Raw genomic sequence first — 19,261 nt, forward strand, 5'->3', positions numbered from 1 at the left:
CTTTTGATACTTAGCGGGAAAAGTCAGGTTGATTATACTTGGTCGGGGTATTTTTCACGACAATTGGATAATACGGGGAATTGTGTAGCGATCGCTCCGTTAAAGAAATTTATTAGCGAATCTTTAGAGAAACTTCAACCTATCTTTGGTCAAGCACCTTTAACAAAAGCAGTTACAGATTTGCTACTACCAATGCTAAATAGTCACTTTTCTCTATTACATATCCTGGATGCAACTCGTGGCAAAACCCCATGTGAAGCAGGCTATGTTGGAGGCAATATTGTTAGACTGCTGTTAAAAATTGATAAAACAATACTGGAAGGTAAAAATTTATCCCAGGCAGTAATTTGGAATGCAGATTTTTCCAATACCAGTCTCCGTTACACCAATTTTGCCGAGGCAGATTTGAGAGATTGTATTGTTACACAAATCTTAGGTACTGTTTTATCAATTGCTTTTAGCCTAAATGGTCAAATTTTGGCAACAGCAGATGCTAATGGGAAAATTAACTTGTGGAAAGTTAGCAATTGTGAAAAGATTTTAAGCTTGAAGGGACATACTGACTGGGTACGAACAATTGTTTTTCATCCTAATAGTCGAATACTCGCGAGTGGTGGTCAAGACTCTAAAATCAAGTTATGGGATATAAAGACAGGTGAATGTATTCAAACCTTGAAAGGACATACTGAAAGGGTATATTCCGTTGCCTTCTCTCCCGATGGGAAAATTATAGCTAGCGGAAGCCAAGATAAAACAATAAAATTATGGGATATATCGACAGGTCAATGTATAAATACTTTATATGGACACACAGATATAATATCTTCCGTAGCCTTTTGTATTACAGGAATATTAGCTAGCGGTAGCAGTAATTCCAGCATCAAATTATGGGACATATCAACAGGTAAATGCATCCAAACTTTACAAGGACACACAGATAGAATCAGAACCCTCAACTTTAGCCCAGATGGTAAAAAAATTGCCAGTGGTAGTAGTGATTCCACAGCCAAATTATGGGATGTAAATACTGGTAAATGTTTGCTGACTTTACAAGGGCATGAAAATTCAATATGGTCAGTATGCTTTAGCCCCAATGGTCAAATTCTAGCCACAGGTAGCATTGATAAAACAGTAAGATTGTGGGATATAAATATGGGTCAATGCCTTCAGATTTTACACGGACATACTAATATAGTACGTTCAGTAGTATTCAGCCCACAAGGAAATATATTAGCGAGTGCAGGAGACGATCAAACAGTCAAATTTTGGGATATTACAGCAGGTGAATGTTTTCAAACTCTACAAGGGTATCATCATTTAATTTTGTGTGTTGCATTTACCCCTGATGGGAAAACTTTAATTAGTGGTAGTGACGATTCATTATTAAGATTATGGAATATTGATACTGGTAAATGTATCGATACTTTACAAGCTGATACGGGATGGGTGACACATATTAGTGCTAATCCTAACAGAAATAATGGCGAACTTATCGCTAGTGGAGGGGTTCACGGAGTAAAAATTTGGGATATTAAGACTGGTAAGTGCTTAAAAATTTTGCAGAGTTACAATAGATGGTTATTACCTGTAATTTTTAGTCCAGATGGTCAGACTTTTGCTATGGCAAATAAAGACACTGTTGAATTTTGGAATTTGTCTAATTATAAATTGATTAGGACTCTAAAAGGACATACAGCTTGGTTAAAATCTATTGCTTTTAGTCCAGATGGCAAATTATTAGCCACTGGTAGTGAGGACTGCACAATAAAACTATGGGATGTCACAACTGGTGATTGCATCAAAACATTGCAAGGACATACTGATTGGGTTTGGTCGATTGGTTTTAATATAGATGGAACGATAATTGCCAGTGGTGGTGGAAACTACGATAAAACGGTAAAACTATGGGATGTAACAACTGGTGAGTGCATCACAACGTTGCAAGGACATACTAGTGATGCAAGATGCGTTGTGTTTGACCCAAAAGGTCAAATTATTGCTAGTAGTAGTCACGATAGAACAATAAAAGTATGGAATTTGGATACAGGTGAGTGTTTAAATACTCTAGAAGGGCATATTAACTGGGTGGTATCTATTTCATTCAGTCCTAATGGCAAAATTCTCGCCAGTGGTAGTGAGGATGGAACAATTAAAATTTGGGACATCGAAATAGGGGAGTGTTTAAAAACATTGAGAAGCGATCGCCCTTATGAAAACATGAACATTACAGGTGTAAAAGGCTTAACTGATGCAGAAATATCTACCCTCAAAGCATTAGGTGCAGTGGAAGATGGGGAAATGTAAAATTCATTGATAATCTCGCTACCATTTAGTTGTAGAGATTAGGAGTAACTATATATGTACAACGTCGAAATCCCTGAAGGTCAATCTGAATTTGCCGAACTGCTGCGTCGGGTGCGATCGGGAGAGGAGATAATTATATCTCAAGCAGGTACTCCCATTGCTCGTATAGTCCCAATTGCCGAACAAAAATTACCCCGAATTCCAGGGTTAGACCGTGGTAAAGTGACAACTGCATCCGATTTTGATGCTCCCCTACCCGATGATGTACTAAATGCTTTTCTTAACCCAACGGACGAAGAGGAATGAGAGCGTTACTTGATACCCATGCATTTATTTGGTGGGTTACTGATGATACCCGACTTTCATCTACAGCCAGAAATATAATTACCCACCCAGAGAACATCTTGTTTCTAAGTGCTGCGAGCGCGTGGGAAATTGTCATTAAAGTACGCTTGGGTAAATTAAGTTTACCAGAGCCTCCAGAAACATATATTCCCAGTCGGTTAATTCTGAATCGATTTGAGAGTTTGTCGATTGAAATGACTCATGCTTTACAAGTCGTCAATTTACCAGCTTTGCATCAAGATCCTTTTGATCGAATACTTATTGCTCAAAGTCAAGTAGAAAAAATGCCAATAATAACCATAGACAGTAAAATCGTACAGTATCCTGTTGATGTTATTTGGTAGAAAATTCTACTCTACAGCATAAGCAGTAAATTGACGCTTAAACGGCGAATAAAAACCAATCACAATATCAGCAGGAAGCACACCCAACTCAACTAATCTATCCGCAACAAGTTCCTCCGTACCGTTATATTGAATCCATATTTTCCCATTTACAATATCAAAATGCATCACCGGACCAAATACACGCTTATCTCCCTGCCAGCCAACATAAGCTAATTGATAATGGTCATTCTCTGTATCAAAAATTAACTGCGGTTTTACAGCATCTTTTTCAGAACTGCTTTGTGCATGTTCGGTCAAAATTTGTTTAATATACTGCCGATATAACTCTATTTTATCCATTGCCGTATTTCCTCCTGCTTGGGGTCATAAATTATCAATTTCACTTGATAACGTTGAATCGCACGTTGGACAAAAAGAAGCTGAAAAAAATCTAAATAAGTTTCCGATGGAACTGCTAAATATACAATTCGTTCTGGTTCATTTTCTTCCAATGCTTGACAATAATTAAGATATTGTCCGAGCGCTGTATGAAATTCACTAATGTCAGAACCTGAAATAAAACTTTTAATTTCAACTGCTATTTTTTCTGTATTACGTTCCGCAGCAATGGCACTTTCTGGGGCTAAATCTATCTGTACTTTGATTGCTTCACTAATCCGAATTATCAATGGGTCGTTTGTAATTATCCACCCATCTTTGATTAAAGCATTTTTAACTTGTTGATGAAAAGCATCTTTAGCCATTTGATACTTTTTAATTTTAAATCGCAGCTTCGCTATTTCAAGCTGAATTATTATATCACAGATATCAAAAGCTTAATAGATATCGAAATTGTCGCACTAAAAGTATTCGGTGTAGTTAATCGTACCCAATTTTATATCTTTGATAAGAAGTTTGTGAAAAAACCAAAGGATTAAGTTTGAAGTCAAATTACCCTGACAATAGTAAACCTGTATTAGTTTAAAGTTGATGAATGCGATCGCACATTGTCTCGAAGAGAAGTTTATCGAAAGATCACCTTCTAAAACCAATACAGCATTGATTTAAGGTAGATTGTCAGCCCTTTTCTCTGGTAAAGTAAATTTAATTCTCCATAGTATTAATCCAGAGGCATCAAGGAAAGTGAAAATAATTCATGGAACCTGGATACCAAGCGCTGAAGCAGATTTTATCCAAGCAGGTAGCTTATTCCTGTGGGTAGAAACTCCTGTTTGCCAAAAAACTAGTAATAAAAACCCAAAAATCCATCCTGGGCATCTTGACAAAAATGCATTAATCACTTTCCTAACTCAGGAATTGGGAATTAAGACAAGCCCTGTTGAATTAAATCAACGCATATTTCCCCAATATTTCGCTTTACCAACCGCAAACAATCAACCTTTAGCTTCTCCAGAATTAAGTAAGTATTTAGAAGCGGAAATTCCTGAAGATTTTGATTTTGCCTATTGGCAGGTGGATTGCTACGATATTCAAACAGTGAATGCGATAAAAGTCATTAGCGATATTCACTTTTTGGCACTATATCTATCAAATGAAATTCAACTTGGTTCTGATTTGTTATTTTGGTATCATTACACCCAAACTTTCAAACAAGTTGTTCTCAAAGACCAATATATTCCCGCATTAAAATACCGAATAAAAGAAGTTGTCACCACCACAAAGAAAGGTAAGAAACAAACTGAGGCTCAAGCGAAACAATCACCGGAAATTTACGCTACATGGGAAATAATTTCCGAGCAATACGAAGCAAATATCACTAAATATATCGAATACATGCCACTAATTTGTGTGGCAGGTTCCGCAACACTTCATAATCAAGTGGAATTCTTCGACAGAGAAACACTTTTACGCCATTTTAGTGAATCTCTTCTGAATAATATTGTTATTAACACAACCTCTACAGCCGCTTTTGATAAACGAATTGAAGATTCATTAATTTACCACTGTCTTTATCAAAAAAAGTGCAATCCCCTAAAAGGGAATGTCGCAATAACCGAATATCAGCAATGGTTGACTTGGAAAAGTAAAATTACCCGCAGTCAAAATGACTCATCTTTTAATCTTTGTTTTCAACTCCAATCCCCTCCTTCAGAAAATATAAAGAATTGGCAGATTCAGTTTTTAGTAGCGAGTAAACAAGACCCTTCTTCAAAGTTAGCATTAGTTGACTATTGGAAAATGAAACTGGAGAATGGGGATATAAATAGTGTCAGCAATAAGAAAAGCAAAAAATCATCATCTTCCCAAACTTCCAATTCCCAACTTCCCAACTTTATCGATAAGGACTTTGAAACCAACCTGCTACTAAATTTAGGATATGCAGCACGAATGTATCCGAAATTATGGCAGGGATTAGAAACCGATAAACCAATTGGACTGCAAATTAGTTTAGATGAAGCATTTGATTTTCTCAAAGAAAGTGCTTGGGTATTGGAAGACGCAAATTTTAAAGTAATTGTACCAGCTTGGTACACTCCCGCAGGTCGCCGTCGGGCAAAAGTTCGTCTGAAAGCTTCCTCTGGGGGGAAATCTGCTAGTAAAAATGATAAAAAAGGTTATTTTGGTCTGGACTCATTGGTAGAGTATGAATATGAGTTAGCAATTGGAGAGGAACTAGTTACCCGCAGTGAATGGGAACAACTGGTTGATGCGAAAACTCCTCTAGTAAATTTTCGCGGTCAATGGATGGAATTAGACCGTGATAAAATGCAGCAAATGTTGGAATTTTGGCAAACTCATGGTGATGAAAAGCCTTCCATGTCGATGTTAGAGTTTCTCCAACGCAGTGCAGAAGCTGGGGAAGAGTGGGAAATCGAACATGATGATTTTTTGTCGGAGATGATTACCAAGCTGCAAGATAAAAGTCAGTTGGAACCAGTTTGCGAATTACCGAATTTACAAGGAAATTTGCGTGAATATCAAAAACGTGGTGTTTCCTGGTTGAGTTATCTGGAAAAGCTGGGGTTAAATGGTTGTTTAGCTGATGATATGGGATTGGGAAAATCTGTCCAGGTAATTGCCAGACTTGTGCAGGAGAAGGATGAGGAAGAAAAATCAAGTTTAGAAACAGCTTCTAAGAAAACTATCGAGAAGAAGAAAGGGAAAAAAGCAGATAATTTAAACTCAGACAACTTAAACCAGGAGAAAAACAGCTTATTACCGACATTATTAATTGCACCAACCTCAGTAGTCGGAAACTGGCAAAAAGAAATTGCTAAATTTGCACCACACCTAAAAGCAATGGTACATCATGGAAGCGATCGCATAACTCAACTAGCAGACTTTGAAGCTGCTTGTCGGCAAAATGATGTGATAATTACTTCCTTTACTTTGGCTCGCAAAGATGAAAAACTATTAAATAGTGTCGAGTGGCAGCGTTTGGTATTGGATGAAGCGCAAAATATCAAAAATCCCAAAGCTGCACAAACCAAAGCCATCCTGAAAATATCGTCAAAACACCGACTTGCATTGACAGGAACACCTGTAGAAAACCGTTTGTTGGATTTATGGTCAATTTTTAACTTCCTCAATCCCGGTTATTTGGGGAAAGAAGCACAGTTTCGTAAATCCTTTGAAATTCCCATCCAGAAGGATAACGACAAAGTTAAATCGAGTACCCTGAAGAAGTTGGTTGAACCCTTAATTCTTCGCAGAGTCAAAACTGACCAATCGATTATTAACGATTTACCGGATAAAGTTGACCAAAAACTCTACACCAATCTTACCAAAGAACAAGCATCATTGTACGAAGCAGTTGTTAAAGATGTAGAAAAGCAATTGGAAGCAGCAGAAGGGATTCAACGCAAAGGCTTAATCCTTTCCACATTAATGAAATTAAAGCAGATTTGCAACCATCCCGCCCAATTCTTACAAGATGGTAGCGAATTTTCAGTCATGCGATCGCATAAACTTAGTCGTTTAGTGGAAATGCTAGAAGAGGCAGTTTCCGAAGGAGATAGTTTACTCGTATTCAGTCAATTTACGGAAGTTTGCGAATCAATCGAGAAACATATCAAACATACGCTGCATTACAACACATATTACCTGCATGGTGGAACAACGCGTCAGAGGAGGGAAAAGATGATTGAGGAATTTCAAAACCCGGAGACAGAGCCATCAGTTTTTATACTTTCCTTAAAAGCAGGTGGTGTTGGTATTACCCTGACTAAAGCCAATCATGTCTTCCATTTTGACCGATGGTGGAACCCAGCAGTCGAAGAACAAGCAAGCGATCGCGCTTTCCGAATTGGGCAGAAAAAGAATGTTTTTGTACATAAATTTGTAGCAATTGGCACCTTGGAGGAGAAAATTGACCAAATGATTGAAGATAAGAAAAAACTTGCTGCTGCGGTAGTTGGGAGTGATGAATCGTGGTTGACAGAACTTGATAATGAAGCGTTTAAACAGTTAATCGCATTGAATAAAAGCGCAATATTGGAATAATTAAAGACGTGATATATCTCGTCTCTACATTTCTAATTCCTAACTCCTAATTCCTAACTCTGTAAAACTTATGACTAAATTTTCTCGAACTTGGTGGGGAGAAATTTTCATTAAAGCCTTGGAATCATTTACCGATTCTGGTAGATTGCAACGAGGTCGTTCTTATGCTGGTGGTGGAAAAGTCAAAAGCTTTGAAATCAACGGCAACCAAATTACTGCCAAAGTTAGAGGTTCAGTAAATCCATATTTTGGGGTTCATAAAGAACCAACTTATGATATTTCCATTCAAATTACACCTATCCCAAAAACAAGCTGGAATTTGACAATTGAGAAACTTTCATCAAAAGCAAGTATTGTTTCTCGACTTTTGCTAAATGAGGTTCCCGAAAATATTGAAGATACATTTTCCCAACTTGGATTACACCTCTTACCAAAGAGTCGTCAGGACTTCAAAACAAAATGTTCTTGTCCCGATTCTTCTAACCCTTGTAAACACATAGCAGGAGTTTATTATTTAGTTGCTTCCCAACTCGATAGCAATCCATTTTTGCTATTTGAACTTCGGGGATTATCGAAAGCTGAACTGCAAGCAAAACTTGCCCAAACACCTTTAGGAAAAGCACTTTCCCAAGAATTAGATACTAAAGAAATCAGTAACGAAGTTTCGACTTCATTCTATACCCAGCCACAAAAGCAAGAAGTTACTGTTAAAACTAGTGCGAGAGAATTTTGGTTAGGTACAAAGCGACTACCCCAAACGATTGAGCTTTCAATAAATAATAGTGTACCAGCAATTTTGATTAAAAAACAGGGAGATTATCCAGCATTTTGGGATAAAGATAGTTCTTTTATTGAAACTATGGAAGAATTTTATCAGCGTGTGAAAACAAAAAATCAAAATTTGATTTAATGCCAGGTTTTTTATAAATGTCATGAAACTGAAGAACCATCTGCCGTGATGTAATGACGAAATGTTGTTGGTATCTCATGGAACTCACCGTTTTGAGCACGCTCGTTTCCATCTATTAGCCATTTACCTGCAACCATAAGAAAATCGACGATTACCAATCAACTTATGGGCGAAACTGTGCAACAATGCGAAATTACCAGAAAGGCTGAGATTAGTTAGGGCTTGCAGGGAAGTTACACCGAAATATCGGCTGCATAAAACCCTGACAAGCCCCCTATAGATGAAAAGGGTGCGGTTAAATTCTTGGAATTACTCGCACCAAATATGTATACATCTATCTGGTTGATTATTTACAGAATAAAAACTATTCCCATCGTAAAACAATTATGGCATTACAGAATTTATCGATTTGGCTATTAGCGATCGCGTAGCGACTCCTCCGGGGTATCGCACTATGAAAATTCATGATTCTGCCATCCAAGCAAATAAGATACGCCAACAATTCAACCAGTTGGCAACTGTTTACGATCGCCAATGGAAATACTTCGTAAATGAATTTTAAGTTTCTCAGCAATAATCTCGAATTGCATGTTTAAGTGGTGTGGCTTGTATTGTTCAGTAAGAAACTATTCTTAAAAGACATGGTTTAGGGAGAATACTCTGTATGTCCAAATTCGACCTCGAAGTAACGCTGCGCGAGATTACTAAGGAAAACTGGCGTGATATCGTTCGCTTAAAAGTAGCCCCACACCAAGAGCAGTTCGTGACATCCAACGCTACGTCTATTGCAGAAGCCCATTTCAATCCAGAGATTGCTTGGTTCCGCGCAATCTATGCTCTCGATGTGCCAGTCGGTTTTTTGATGTTGGAGGACAACGCAGTTCAGCAAGAGTACTTTCTGTGGCGCTTTATGATAGATGAGCAATACCAGGGGCGTGGGTACGGGCGAAAGGCACTGGAGTTGTTCTTCGCACACGTCAAAACGCGCCCTGGGGCATATGCAGTCGAAACAAGTTGTGTGCCAGCCAAAGGTGGTCCAGGTCCGTTCTACGAGAAGATGGGTTTTGTTTACACCGGAAAAGAAGAGGACGGCGAACTTGTGATGCGACGTGAATTTTGATCTAAAAATGGTAGGTGGGTAGCGATCCGCCCAACAATTATTCTCGTTCCTAACCTCAAAACCTATGAGATACCCACCCTGGTAAGCCTCTAGTCAAACACAGCAACGGCAATTTGGATTAAAACTTTTACAGTTTTGTTCTCTCAGAAAAACCGGCTCTTTCGTACTTGTCGTGCTAAATCTTTAATTAAAGATTCTTGAGTCGTTATGCGATAGCGCAAGCGCTGTTTCTTGGATGCCCGGAGGGCTTTTGTCAGTTCGCGCGCAGCACCTGAGGCGATCGCGTGATTACAAGAAAGGCTAATGCAAGGCTGCCAGGGAAAAGTCATGACGATAAAATTATGTGTTGCATAAAACCTTTGATCAGCCCCAATAAATTTATAAACAAAGGGAAATACTATGAAACAATCCGATCGCAGTCAAGACCTCCGCGAATACATAAATAGTCAGATTGCAATACGATTATTTGAAGAACGGGATGCCGAACAAATAGCCCTGTTATTCCATGACACGGTTCGTGAAATCAATATCCGCGACTACTCAAGCAACCAAGTTCGGGCATGGGCACCGGATAATATCTACTTTAGAGACTGGGTGAAAATGTGTTCAAGTCGATTTACATATATTGCCTATGATATGGGCATAATTATCGGGTTTGGAGAGCTAGAAGCGAATGGTCATATCGACTGTTTTTATTGCCATAAAAATTACCAAGGTTGCGGTGTCGGTAAGCAAATTTATCGAGTAATTGAAACAAAAGCAGTTGAGTTGTCATTGAATCGATTGTTTGTTGAGGTTAGTATTACCGCAAAACCGTTTTTCCAACGCATGGGGTTTTCAATTGTCCAAAAGCAGGAAGTAACTTGTCGGGGTGAAAGTTTTGTTAATTACGTAATGGAAAAGTCTCTTTAAATCTACAATGAAATAACCCTAAAGGGTACTGTTAAAATTCTTAAGATTTCCAATTGTAATTTCAACGCTCAATACTCAATCGAGGTAGAGCTAATTATGAATCAGCAATTACCTGACTTTATTCATGATGTAGTCGAACGTTTGCAGTCAATTGAGGGGATTGCATCTGTAGCACTCGGAGGTTCTCGCGCAAGAGGGAATCACACCCCGAAGTCAGATGTGGATTTAGGAATTTATTACCAACCAGACAATCCCATCGATGTAATTGCTCTCAATCAACTTGCTTGCGAACTTGATGATAATCATCGTCCCAATCTGATTACACCAATTGGTGAATGGGGAAAATGGATTAATGGTGGTGGTTGGCTCAAGATTAAAAATATACCTGTGGATTTTCTCTATCGTGATGTCGATCAGGTTGATCGCGTGATTAATGATTGCAGACTAGGGAAAATTACAATTGATTATCAACCCGGACATCCCCACGGTTTTGTCTCCTCAATTTATATGGGGGAAGTTGCTATTTCTTTATCACTTTGTGATTCTTATGGTGTTCTCGCAGCTTTGCAAGCCAAAACCCAACCCTATCCCATAGAACTGCAAAAAGCAACTATTGATACATTTGCTTGGGAAATTAGCTTTTCGCTGTTAGTTGGGAAAAAGTCAATTGCACGAGGTGATATAGCCCATGCATCAGGCTGTTGTTTCCGCAGTATTGCTTGTATAAATCAGGTATTATTTGCACTAAATCATGAGTACCTACTGAATGAGAAAGGAGCAGTCGCTATGGCGAATAATTTTGCTGTGTGTCCGCACAACTATCAACAACGGGTAGAGTCGGCTTTTGCTTTGTTAGCAACAAAATCAATTGCGGAAGCTGTAGCTATTTTGGAAGAAATTGAGCTTGAGTTGAGTCAATGGTATGGCGAACGCCGTTTAGAGATGTAATAATTATCCAAGGAGAAAACAAATGTACTCAAAAGGGACTTTGATATTTTTCTGTGGGAAAATGGGCGCTGGTAAATCTACATTATCCCGTCAAATCTCTCAAGAATTAAATGGAATCCTCCTATCTGAGGATGATTGGTTATCAACTCTTTACCCAGAAGAAATCAAGAATTTTGATGATTATTTGAAATATGCAAATCGCCTCAAACCACTATTAATATCCCATATCAGAAACATACTTAATTCTGGAGTTTCTGTAGTTATGGATTTTCCAGCAAATACAAAGAATCAAAGAGCATGGTTCAAGAATATATTTTTAACCGAGAACATTCCCCATCGCCTAATCTATCTTGAGATAGATGACAAAATCTGCATAGAGCAAATTGCCAAACGGCGAGAAACCAATCCAGAGCGATCGGTTTTTGATACCGAAGAAGTTTTCCGTCATGTAACCAGTTTCTTTCAGCCACCATCTGCTGATGAGGGATTTTCTATTGAGGTTGTAAAACGCTGAATTTGAAGTACAACAGCTTGAGGTATTGCGGAGAGCGATCGCGTAGCGACATCCTCCTGGGTTTGGCTTTAATCCTGCAATAGTTTGTGGCAGGTGATGGACAACGTTACGAATTTCAAACTACATGCGATCGCAGTTATCCCTTGAGTGAAATTCCTGCGGCAATTCGGTATCTGGAGCAGGGTCAGGTAATGCGGATTGACAGTTATGTTCGGCGATATATGGTACGGAAATTTCCTGATGAAATTCTTTTAATGTCCTTATTTGGATGTTACATGAAAAATTTCTGGATATCCGCAATAAACAGACTGAAAAGCTTGTAATTACGTACAAAATCAGGTCGATATGCTGAATAATTCCGCCTATTACCCGAAATAAGGAGAATAGCCAGAAAAATTCTTGATATCCACCTATACTTAGGTAGTTATCTGGAAAGTTTCTGTATAATAGCTGGATATTGACGATAGCTGGAAAAATTCTGAATATTATGACTGAATTGTCTGTAATGCTTGATTTGACTGGATTTATTTGGCTGATAGACGAAAAATTTCGGGTTAATAAATAGTTATACTGCTGAGTCCTTGGCGTAAGCAATTACATAAAAGTTATCTTTTAGACTTTAGTTTTCCAAGAATTTATTAGGTAGGGATGCAGCAAGCGAAGGTGACTATGGTAGAAGATAAAGTTATGCAGGTGCAAGAAGTTTATGAGCCTAAGGTAATCGATGATTTTCAGTTAGCTGGACTTGCTGCTGAAACAATCTTGCCAGGAAAAGAAGGAAAAGTGATTCAGAAAATGTTCACTTCTTCTATAGATGAACACTTTCCCCTCTTTGCGACACAACTTCTGTCTTCAATTCTTGGGACAGATATTGGTTCATTTCTCAACTCACTTTTGGTGATTATCAAACCTGATAACAAGGCTTATGTTTATCAACAATTTCCTTTTGGTGTAACGGCAATCCCTAAAACCCCTGTTGAGCCATATCGAGCCGTCTTTAAAAACAATTTGGCAGATATAATCGGAGTTTTCTTTCAGGATATTGTGATTGATTTGAATCCAGAAGACGGAGATAGAATTATCTGGCTGTTCCGCGAAAACTGGCATTTGGGTCTGTTTTTTGATTTGAGTGGAAATCTCAACGGTCAGTCAATTCTGAAGGAAATGGGATTTTACTATAGAAGGCTTACTTACTTAAATGAATATCTATTTCTGGAAAAAAGTGACAACTTCAAGCAAATGATAGAAGAGGGCTGGTTTCCTTTTGTAGCTGTTATTAATGATGGCATAGAGAAAATACAACTTTACTATCAAGAAAATAGAAAATATCCGTCTATACTACAAGAACTCATAGATTCGTTCAATGAAGAAAAATTGTCAAGCCTTACATCAAGGTGGTGGAATAATTCCCTTTTTGCTGGCAAGAAAAAGATTATTCAAGCAGGAATAAATAGCTATTTAGCTAATACTGAAGAAGGTTATATTAGTGCCGTTAAGAACCTTGCAACTGAGCTAGAAGGTATTATTAGAATTGCATATCACCAAGATTTTGGTAAGAGTCCAAATACGAAGGAGCTAAAGGAATATATATCGAATCAAGGAAAGAACAGGTTCACTACTCTTGGTTCTTTATGCTTCCCAGATAAATTTTTAGATTATCTAAACGATTATGTGTTTAGAGGATTTGATGTCCAAGCAGGTTATTTACCTGAAAGTAGACATTCTGTTGCACATGGCGTAGCTCAAGATGATGTGTACACTCAAGAGTTTGCTCTAAAACTTATTTTGACCTTGGACAATATCTACTTTTTCTTAGGAAATCGGTGATCTTATATGGAACCATTGAGAAGATCGGCGCACTATAACAACCCCGTTGCAGCGGACTGAAGGAATTTGCTGGTGCTAGGTTCAAGGCTACTTGCAGCCGCTGACCGAGAACGTTACCAACTATTTTTGGAATAACAGGGAATAGCGATCGCCGTATTGAATGAGCGCGGTGATAGAATAGAATTACTAGAGGGCAATCGTGAGCCAGCAACCTACGTTACAATAGCAAAAGCCTTCCATCTCTGGGGCAATAGTGCCATGAGTCCACAACTCCAGGAAATCTTCCACAGCCTTAACCAACTCACCCAGTCAGAACGTTGGCAAGTGTTTGATTACCTCGTCAACCATCTCAAAAATTCTCTCACCCGTTTTGATGTCCGCGATCGCCCTGCCTCTCAACAACCCCTAAAACCCTCACCCCAGGAGATTTTTGCATCGACCCAAGGCAGTTGGAGCCACCAAACTTGTGACGAAATTGATGCTCAACTTGCATCCCAACGGTACTTAGACTGGGGCGAGTAAGCGGAAAGATGATGAAATATCTTTTCGACAGCAATATCCTGATTTACCACCTCCGGGGTAGCCTTAATCAGCGCGGTAGCGACCTGATTCTTGAAGGACTGACTGGAGAAGGAGCCTACTCGATTATCTCGAAAATCGAATTGCTCGGCTTTAATCAAACCCCTGCCGAAGAGCAACAAGCCAGACTATTCCTTTCTGGACTACAGGAACTGGAACTAACCTCCGATATTGCTGAACAGACGATTCAACTTAGAAAAAACTACAAAATCAAGTTACCAGATGCTGCGATCGCCGCCACTGCGATCATCCACCAGTTAACACTAATCACCCGAAACACCAGTGACTTCCTCAGAATTGCAGGACTGAATATCATCAACCCCTTCACCTAACCCATAGCAAATCCATAAATCATAAGTAATCGCGCAGAATTATTTACACACAAGGATCTAGTCTGGGTAAAAGTTTCATGCCTTAAGATTGTGTAATTAATTTTGTTTAACTACTTAGTGGCATCCTTGCCCTCATCTTTTCTCTGGTATTTTGGAGCGTCTTGCACATTCAAAACATCGCTAACGTCCACCAGGATTTGCAGATGGAGGAAAAAACCAAGGACTACTACCCGCAAATCGTACATCCCTATCGAAACGACTGTGGAAAGTAAACAACGTTGAATTACTTTCCATCAAACTAATTCTCCAACCCAAAACCGGAGTTTTTTCACAAGCAGGTTTATTGATAGTCACACCCAAACAGGTATCATCCCAAGTTACCAAGTCAGCCCAATGTAATCTAAAATTACTCGCAGCTTTACCAGTTTGTACGGATGCGGCTCTGATGGCTTCCTGGACGAGAGACGAGGGAACACTTTTGGGTGCATCAAATTCAAATCCGTTTTTAGTTGCATAATATACCCATTTTTGTTTAGATGAGGAAACCAATACTTTCCAACCAAAGGTATAATTCTCAACCGGAACAGCCCCAGTAATTGGTCTTGATGGTCCATCTCCACTCCAGCTGTTAGACCATTGAACATTTTGAATTTGCTGAACTTTCCAATTATCAGGCTGAGTTTGGGAACGTTTTGCAGCATCAGATAAAATATCTGCGTTAATTTTCTGGGATAAATTACCCATACTGCCAACTAAATCCAGTTCTACTATTTTTCCATCCAAATCACTGTGATATACCCATTGTGATGGAACATTTTCATTTAAGCGTAGTTTACCACCGTAGGTATCGCTTTTAAGCTTGATCAACCATCCGGGGGTTTTAGTGGAATTACAGCGTCTGTCTGTTTTGGCAAGTTCTAAACAATTATTTTTCCATATCCGTGGTTCCACTGACACAACTTTTATCTTTCCTAGTGGTAGTTCGCTGAATCGGGTGACATTGCTAATTACTGTTTGTTTCACATCTTGAGGTAAGCTTTGCAACCAATTGACGCGGAAATTATTACTGAGATTTTGACGGGAAACAGCATGATACAACCAACTTTGCTTACCAGCACCAACCCTAATAGCCCAACCTTTGTAACCAATTTCTTTACATTTCTCGTTTTTGGCTGGCAGATTCAAGCAAGCATCAAATATTTTTGACTCTACCCGTGTAAACCGCACATCTGTAAGTTTCAAATTTAACCGCTTCGCCATATCTTGTCGCACCTGTAAGACAACAGATTTGGGTATTGCTGAAGCTTTTAACGAGGGTTGTGCTTGGGATAATTTACCGGAAGTCTCTGCAAAAGTATATTGATATGTATGGGGAATAGCCAGTGTCAAACTGCCCACTATTGCCAAAATAGTAGTTTTCAGTGTCATATTTAAGATATAGATAAATATGATTGAGATGACGCAGATTAGGTAAATTTAGTTGCGATGAAAGTTAATTGTCAAACTGTCACATCAACCCCAAATTTCCCATCGCTTTCCACAAATTGCGTCGTCGTTGATGGTTAACTTTCCATTCCGATAATAATCTTTGATAATTCTGCGGTGATAATTCCTTCAATGCAGACATCCACGCTGCATTTGTACTGTACTCGGAATTTTGGGACATTTCTGGTTTGGGGACAAAGTTGTGTAAATTCCCTCTCCAATAATCCATTACCCTTTCCCACAAATCCGATGGTGCATATTCTTGGAGATACTTTCTCCTGGAAGTATCATCAGGAGTAGATTGTTGGCTAGGTGCAACTACCACCTCATAAAATTTAGGGTAAGGGCATTTTCCTTGATACAGAATATCGCTTAAATCCTTTGTTAGCGATCGCAAGACACCATACTCCCCACCCAATTCTCCCCTATCTCCAGGTAAGTTTGCCAACCACGCGATCGCTTGTTGTCCAAACCAAGCTTTTCCAGTTTTTTCAGATGTAATACTATCGAGTAACCAATGCAACCACCAAATACTTACGGTTTGTTCCCTTGTATAAAAATTCAAATAACTATGTGGTGTACAAAGCTTAATTATCGAGTCACGCCAAAAGTTCAACAATGCTTGTCGAGTATTTTCAGTAACTTGTGTCTCTGTAAACAAGTAAATTTCCTTGAAACTCAAAACTTTGACAAAGAAACCAAATATCGTAAAAGTCTTTTAGCCGGCTATTACTAATACCAAGAGCAACCATTGCTTGAAACTTTTCAGCAACTACTGTTTCACGAGGGTAAATTTGCAGACGTGGAGCCGGTAAATCCAAAATGCTTGGCAGTAAAGCTTCTTCAGGTAATGGAGTAACTGCATCCCCAAATCCAATATCAACTTGAATAGAAATTTTAGTAGAATCTAGCTTTCCTTGCAAGTTGATTCTGACTCCTTCATATTCTTGCTCTTCTTTTATTTTTTCTCCTCTGACAGTTTCTTCGTGAAAGCTAATACCATCTTGATCGTATTGTTGACGACAAATCTCTTTAAATATTGCCATCAAACTGGAAATATCATTAGCCCCAAAACTAAGCAAATCTAAATTCTTTGTTGCTCTATGAGGTTCCCATTCCATACCCTGAAAAGAGTTGCTCCCTTCAGGATAAATTGTCTTTGGTATGGAGATTGGCTAAGTCTGTACAAAAGTCGATCCGAACCATAGCGCATCAGGAGGTAATTAAAATCTTCTCCTCGCTGTTTTGATAAATGAAGTAATTGACTTCGGATTGAGGCTGGTACGTTACGAATTTGCTTTCGACTCATTCAAGTGATTCTAGATATGGACGGATTACATTTTGAACTCGGCAAATCTTGGCATAATGCCAGATTTCATCCATTGTGCAACGTTGTTCTCGCCAACAGTCTCGTAGTGCTTCTATGGCAACATCAAGACCAATTTTGTTGCGAAACTTGAAGCAATCTGCAATTGTTTTAGCGAGACAATAAACCCGCACAGTTACACCTTCTATTTGGTGTTCCTCAATACCGTAGAAGTTCACGGGATTTGAAGTGTTACCAATAAAATTTAGGTAGACATAGGTGGTAAATTAAGGGGTATGAATGAAAACTGCCTCCCCTATGGAATAGAAATTCCTGACTCAGATTGGGAAGAAACTCCAGCCAGTGTCAAACAACTGGTGGAGAAAATGGAGCAGTACATAAAAGAATCGGATAAAAGGTTTGCTTCCTTAGAAGCCAAATACCAGGAATTGTTAGAAAAAATCAATCGAACATCAAAAAACTCCTCATCTCCCCCGTCAAGCGATCCACTCAATAGCGAAAAACAAAAGCAAAAAAAGAAGAGTGATAAAAAGCGAGGCGGACAACCGGGACATAAAGGGCATAGCCGTCATCTGTATGAAGTATCGGAATGCGACAGCGTTCTAGAACATCAGCCAGAAAAATGTAAGTGTTGTGGAGAAAAGTTAGTAGGAGTTGATAGCAATCCCGTAAGGCATCAAGTAGTCGAAATCCCGCCAATAAATCCCATAATCGTAGAACATCGACTACATCAACTCGAATGTCAACATTGTGGAACCTTGACTCGTGCAACATTACCGGCAGATGTACCAATTCGCGGTTACGGTGTAAGGGTAGTGGCACTTGTCGCAGTATTGAGTGGACTATACCGTCAAAGTACCCGAATGGTACAAAGTGCGATGCAAGATATTTTTGGAGTCAGGATGTGCTTGGGTACAGTCAATAAACTGAGACTCGAAGCAAGCGATGCAATTGCAGGAGCGGTATTAGAAGCAAAGACATACGTGCAAAACTCTCCTGTAGTTGGAGCGGATGAAACAAGCTTTAGTCAAGGAAACGTTGATGGATGTAATGACAAAAATAAAAAGGCTTGGCTGTGGGTTGCAGTCACACCGCTAGTTACATTTTTTCAAGTCACACTTTCCCGTTGTACGGATACAGCCAAAAATTTACTGGGGGAAAACTTCGGTGGTATTTTAAACTCCGACCGATATGCATCGTATAACTGGGTTGACTTGGAGCAACGGCAGTTATGTTGGGCACATTTAAAACGGGAATTTATTAAAATATCTGAGCGTTCTGGAGTTTCATCAAGTATTGGTAATGCTCTGGTTGAACAGCAAGAAAAATTATTTGAATTGTGGCATCGGGTTCGAGATGGAACTTTGAGCCGTTGCGAGTTTCAACTTTTAGTCCCACAGATTCGCAATTTAATCAAGTCGAACTTACAAGAAGCTGCGGATTATAAGATTGGCTCTCAGGAAAAAACTCCACTGGCAAAAACCGTTCGTACCTGTCGTCAACTCTTAAAAGTTGAGCAAGCTTTGTGGCTGTTTGTCGAAGTTGAGGGTGTGGAGCCGACAAATAATGCTGCGGAAAGGGCTATACGTCCTGCCGTGATCTGGAGACGTACTAGTTTTGGTTCTCAAACAAAAGCTGGTAGTAATTTTGTTGCCCGCATGTTGACTGTTGTTACAACGCTTAAGTCTCAACGTCGCAACATCCTGGATTTTATGACACAAGCTGTGAGCGCTCAACGTCTTAGTCACAACTCTCCTTCTTTGCTGCCGCAAAATTCTGTTAATTCGATTTCTGTTAAAAACACTGCTTAAAATCTACGCAGTTATGCTGCCGACTGCCAATTTGTATACACCTCTCAAACTCAACAT

Annotated in this window: 20 protein-coding genes; 14 read left to right on the forward strand and 6 right to left on the reverse strand. The window is 39.1% G+C overall.

What is annotated here, in order from left to right; genetic code table 11:
• Positions 1-3 precede the first annotated feature (3 nt).
• The 3 genes from CAL6303_RS11335 to CAL6303_RS11345 are packed head-to-tail and all read left to right on the forward strand — an operon-like array spanning position 4 to position 2,993.
• Positions 4-2,304, forward strand: coding sequence for a WD40 repeat domain-containing protein (locus CAL6303_RS11335; RefSeq protein ID WP_144051036.1), 2,301 nt, complete (start codon positions 4-6; stop codon positions 2,302-2,304).
• 54 nt (positions 2,305-2,358) lie between these two features.
• Entirely contained in the window at positions 2,359-2,610 is a 252-nt protein-coding gene (locus CAL6303_RS11340; protein ID WP_015197987.1) for a type II toxin-antitoxin system Phd/YefM family antitoxin, read from the forward strand.
• Positions 2,607-2,993 carry a type II toxin-antitoxin system VapC family toxin gene (locus CAL6303_RS11345; RefSeq protein ID WP_015197988.1) on the forward strand — a complete coding sequence of 129 codons (387 nt, stop codon included), beginning with the start codon at positions 2,607-2,609 and terminating at the stop codon, positions 2,991-2,993. The genes CAL6303_RS11340 and CAL6303_RS11345 overlap by 4 nt, the downstream gene beginning before the upstream one ends.
• Before the next feature lie 6 nt (positions 2,994-2,999).
• Here the strand turns inward: CAL6303_RS11345 and CAL6303_RS11350 are convergent, their stop codons facing one another.
• On the reverse strand, positions 3,000-3,335 hold the full coding sequence (locus tag CAL6303_RS11350) for a XisI protein (RefSeq protein WP_015197989.1): 336 nt from the start codon (positions 3,333-3,335) through the stop codon (positions 3,000-3,002).
• Positions 3,323-3,739 (reverse strand): XisH family protein, encoded by a 417-nt coding sequence (locus CAL6303_RS11355; protein WP_015197990.1) that lies wholly within the window; start codon positions 3,737-3,739, stop codon positions 3,323-3,325. The genes CAL6303_RS11350 and CAL6303_RS11355 overlap by 13 nt, the downstream gene beginning before the upstream one ends.
• 379 nt (positions 3,740-4,118) lie before the next feature.
• On the opposite strand from CAL6303_RS11355, the gene CAL6303_RS11360 reads away from it, so the two are divergent.
• The 10 genes from CAL6303_RS11360 (at position 4,119) to CAL6303_RS11410 (ending at position 14,581) form a co-directional block, all read left to right on the forward strand.
• Positions 4,119-7,439: a DEAD/DEAH box helicase gene (locus CAL6303_RS11360; protein ID WP_015197991.1), complete on the forward strand. Its 3,321-nt coding sequence runs from the start codon at positions 4,119-4,121 to the stop codon at positions 7,437-7,439.
• A 70-nt stretch (positions 7,440-7,509) separates the two neighbouring features.
• Positions 7,510-8,349, forward strand: coding sequence for an SWIM zinc finger family protein (locus CAL6303_RS11365; RefSeq protein WP_015197992.1), 840 nt, complete (start codon positions 7,510-7,512; stop codon positions 8,347-8,349).
• 664 nt (positions 8,350-9,013) lie between these two features.
• Positions 9,014-9,469 carry a GNAT family N-acetyltransferase gene (locus tag CAL6303_RS11370; protein ID WP_015197993.1) on the forward strand — a complete coding sequence of 152 codons (456 nt, stop codon included), beginning with the start codon at positions 9,014-9,016 and terminating at the stop codon, positions 9,467-9,469.
• Between the two features lie 399 nt (positions 9,470-9,868).
• Positions 9,869-10,381 (forward strand): GNAT family N-acetyltransferase, encoded by a 513-nt coding sequence (locus CAL6303_RS11380; protein WP_015197995.1) that lies wholly within the window; start codon positions 9,869-9,871, stop codon positions 10,379-10,381.
• A 96-nt stretch (positions 10,382-10,477) separates the two neighbouring features.
• Positions 10,478-11,329, forward strand: a complete 852-nt coding sequence (locus tag CAL6303_RS11385; protein ID WP_015197996.1) for a nucleotidyltransferase domain-containing protein — start codon at positions 10,478-10,480, stop codon at positions 11,327-11,329.
• A 22-nt stretch (positions 11,330-11,351) separates the two neighbouring features.
• Complete coding sequence (locus CAL6303_RS11390) at positions 11,352-11,843, forward strand: AAA family ATPase (protein ID WP_015197997.1); 492 nt, start codon at positions 11,352-11,354, stop codon at positions 11,841-11,843.
• An 86-nt stretch (positions 11,844-11,929) separates the two neighbouring features.
• Positions 11,930-12,166 (forward strand): hypothetical protein, encoded by a 237-nt coding sequence (locus tag CAL6303_RS11395; RefSeq protein WP_041739431.1) that lies wholly within the window; start codon positions 11,930-11,932, stop codon positions 12,164-12,166.
• 346 nt (positions 12,167-12,512) lie between these two features.
• Positions 12,513-13,670, forward strand: coding sequence for a hypothetical protein (locus tag CAL6303_RS11400; RefSeq protein ID WP_238993792.1), 1,158 nt, complete (start codon positions 12,513-12,515; stop codon positions 13,668-13,670).
• Between the two features lie 156 nt (positions 13,671-13,826).
• The gene (locus CAL6303_RS11405; protein ID WP_015197999.1) at positions 13,827-14,192 is read left to right on the forward strand and encodes a hypothetical protein; all 366 of its coding nucleotides are present in this window, start codon (positions 13,827-13,829) and stop codon (positions 14,190-14,192) included.
• 8 nt (positions 14,193-14,200) lie between these two features.
• The gene (locus CAL6303_RS11410) at positions 14,201-14,581 is read left to right on the forward strand and encodes a type II toxin-antitoxin system VapC family toxin (RefSeq protein ID WP_238993793.1); all 381 of its coding nucleotides are present in this window, start codon (positions 14,201-14,203) and stop codon (positions 14,579-14,581) included.
• A 180-nt stretch (positions 14,582-14,761) separates the two neighbouring features.
• Here the strand turns inward: CAL6303_RS11410 and CAL6303_RS11415 are convergent, their stop codons facing one another.
• The 4 genes from CAL6303_RS11415 to CAL6303_RS11430 form a co-directional block, all read right to left on the reverse strand.
• Positions 14,762-16,009 (reverse strand): hypothetical protein, encoded by a 1,248-nt coding sequence (locus tag CAL6303_RS11415; RefSeq protein ID WP_015198001.1) that lies wholly within the window; start codon positions 16,007-16,009, stop codon positions 14,762-14,764.
• A 79-nt stretch (positions 16,010-16,088) separates the two neighbouring features.
• Positions 16,089-16,727, reverse strand: a complete 639-nt coding sequence (locus CAL6303_RS11420) for a hypothetical protein (protein WP_015198002.1) — start codon at positions 16,725-16,727, stop codon at positions 16,089-16,091.
• The gene (locus CAL6303_RS11425; protein WP_051036649.1) at positions 16,702-17,187 is read right to left on the reverse strand and encodes a nucleotidyl transferase AbiEii/AbiGii toxin family protein; all 486 of its coding nucleotides are present in this window, start codon (positions 17,185-17,187) and stop codon (positions 16,702-16,704) included. The genes CAL6303_RS11420 and CAL6303_RS11425 overlap by 26 nt, the downstream gene beginning before the upstream one ends.
• A 184-nt stretch (positions 17,188-17,371) precedes the next feature.
• On the reverse strand, positions 17,372-17,611 hold the full coding sequence (locus tag CAL6303_RS11430) for a type IV toxin-antitoxin system AbiEi family antitoxin domain-containing protein (protein WP_041739434.1): 240 nt from the start codon (positions 17,609-17,611) through the stop codon (positions 17,372-17,374).
• A gap of 57 nt (positions 17,612-17,668) precedes the next feature.
• Here CAL6303_RS11430 and tnpC point away from each other — a divergent pair, with 57 nt between their 5' ends.
• On the forward strand, positions 17,669-19,204 hold the full coding sequence (tnpC, locus tag CAL6303_RS11435) for an IS66 family transposase (protein WP_015198003.1): 1,536 nt from the start codon (positions 17,669-17,671) through the stop codon (positions 19,202-19,204).
• The last annotated feature ends 57 nt before the right edge of the window (positions 19,205-19,261 follow it).

It is taken from the genome of Calothrix sp. PCC 6303, from assembly GCF_000317435.1.
Lineage (GTDB): Bacteria > Cyanobacteriota > Cyanobacteriia > Cyanobacteriales > Nostocaceae > PCC-6303.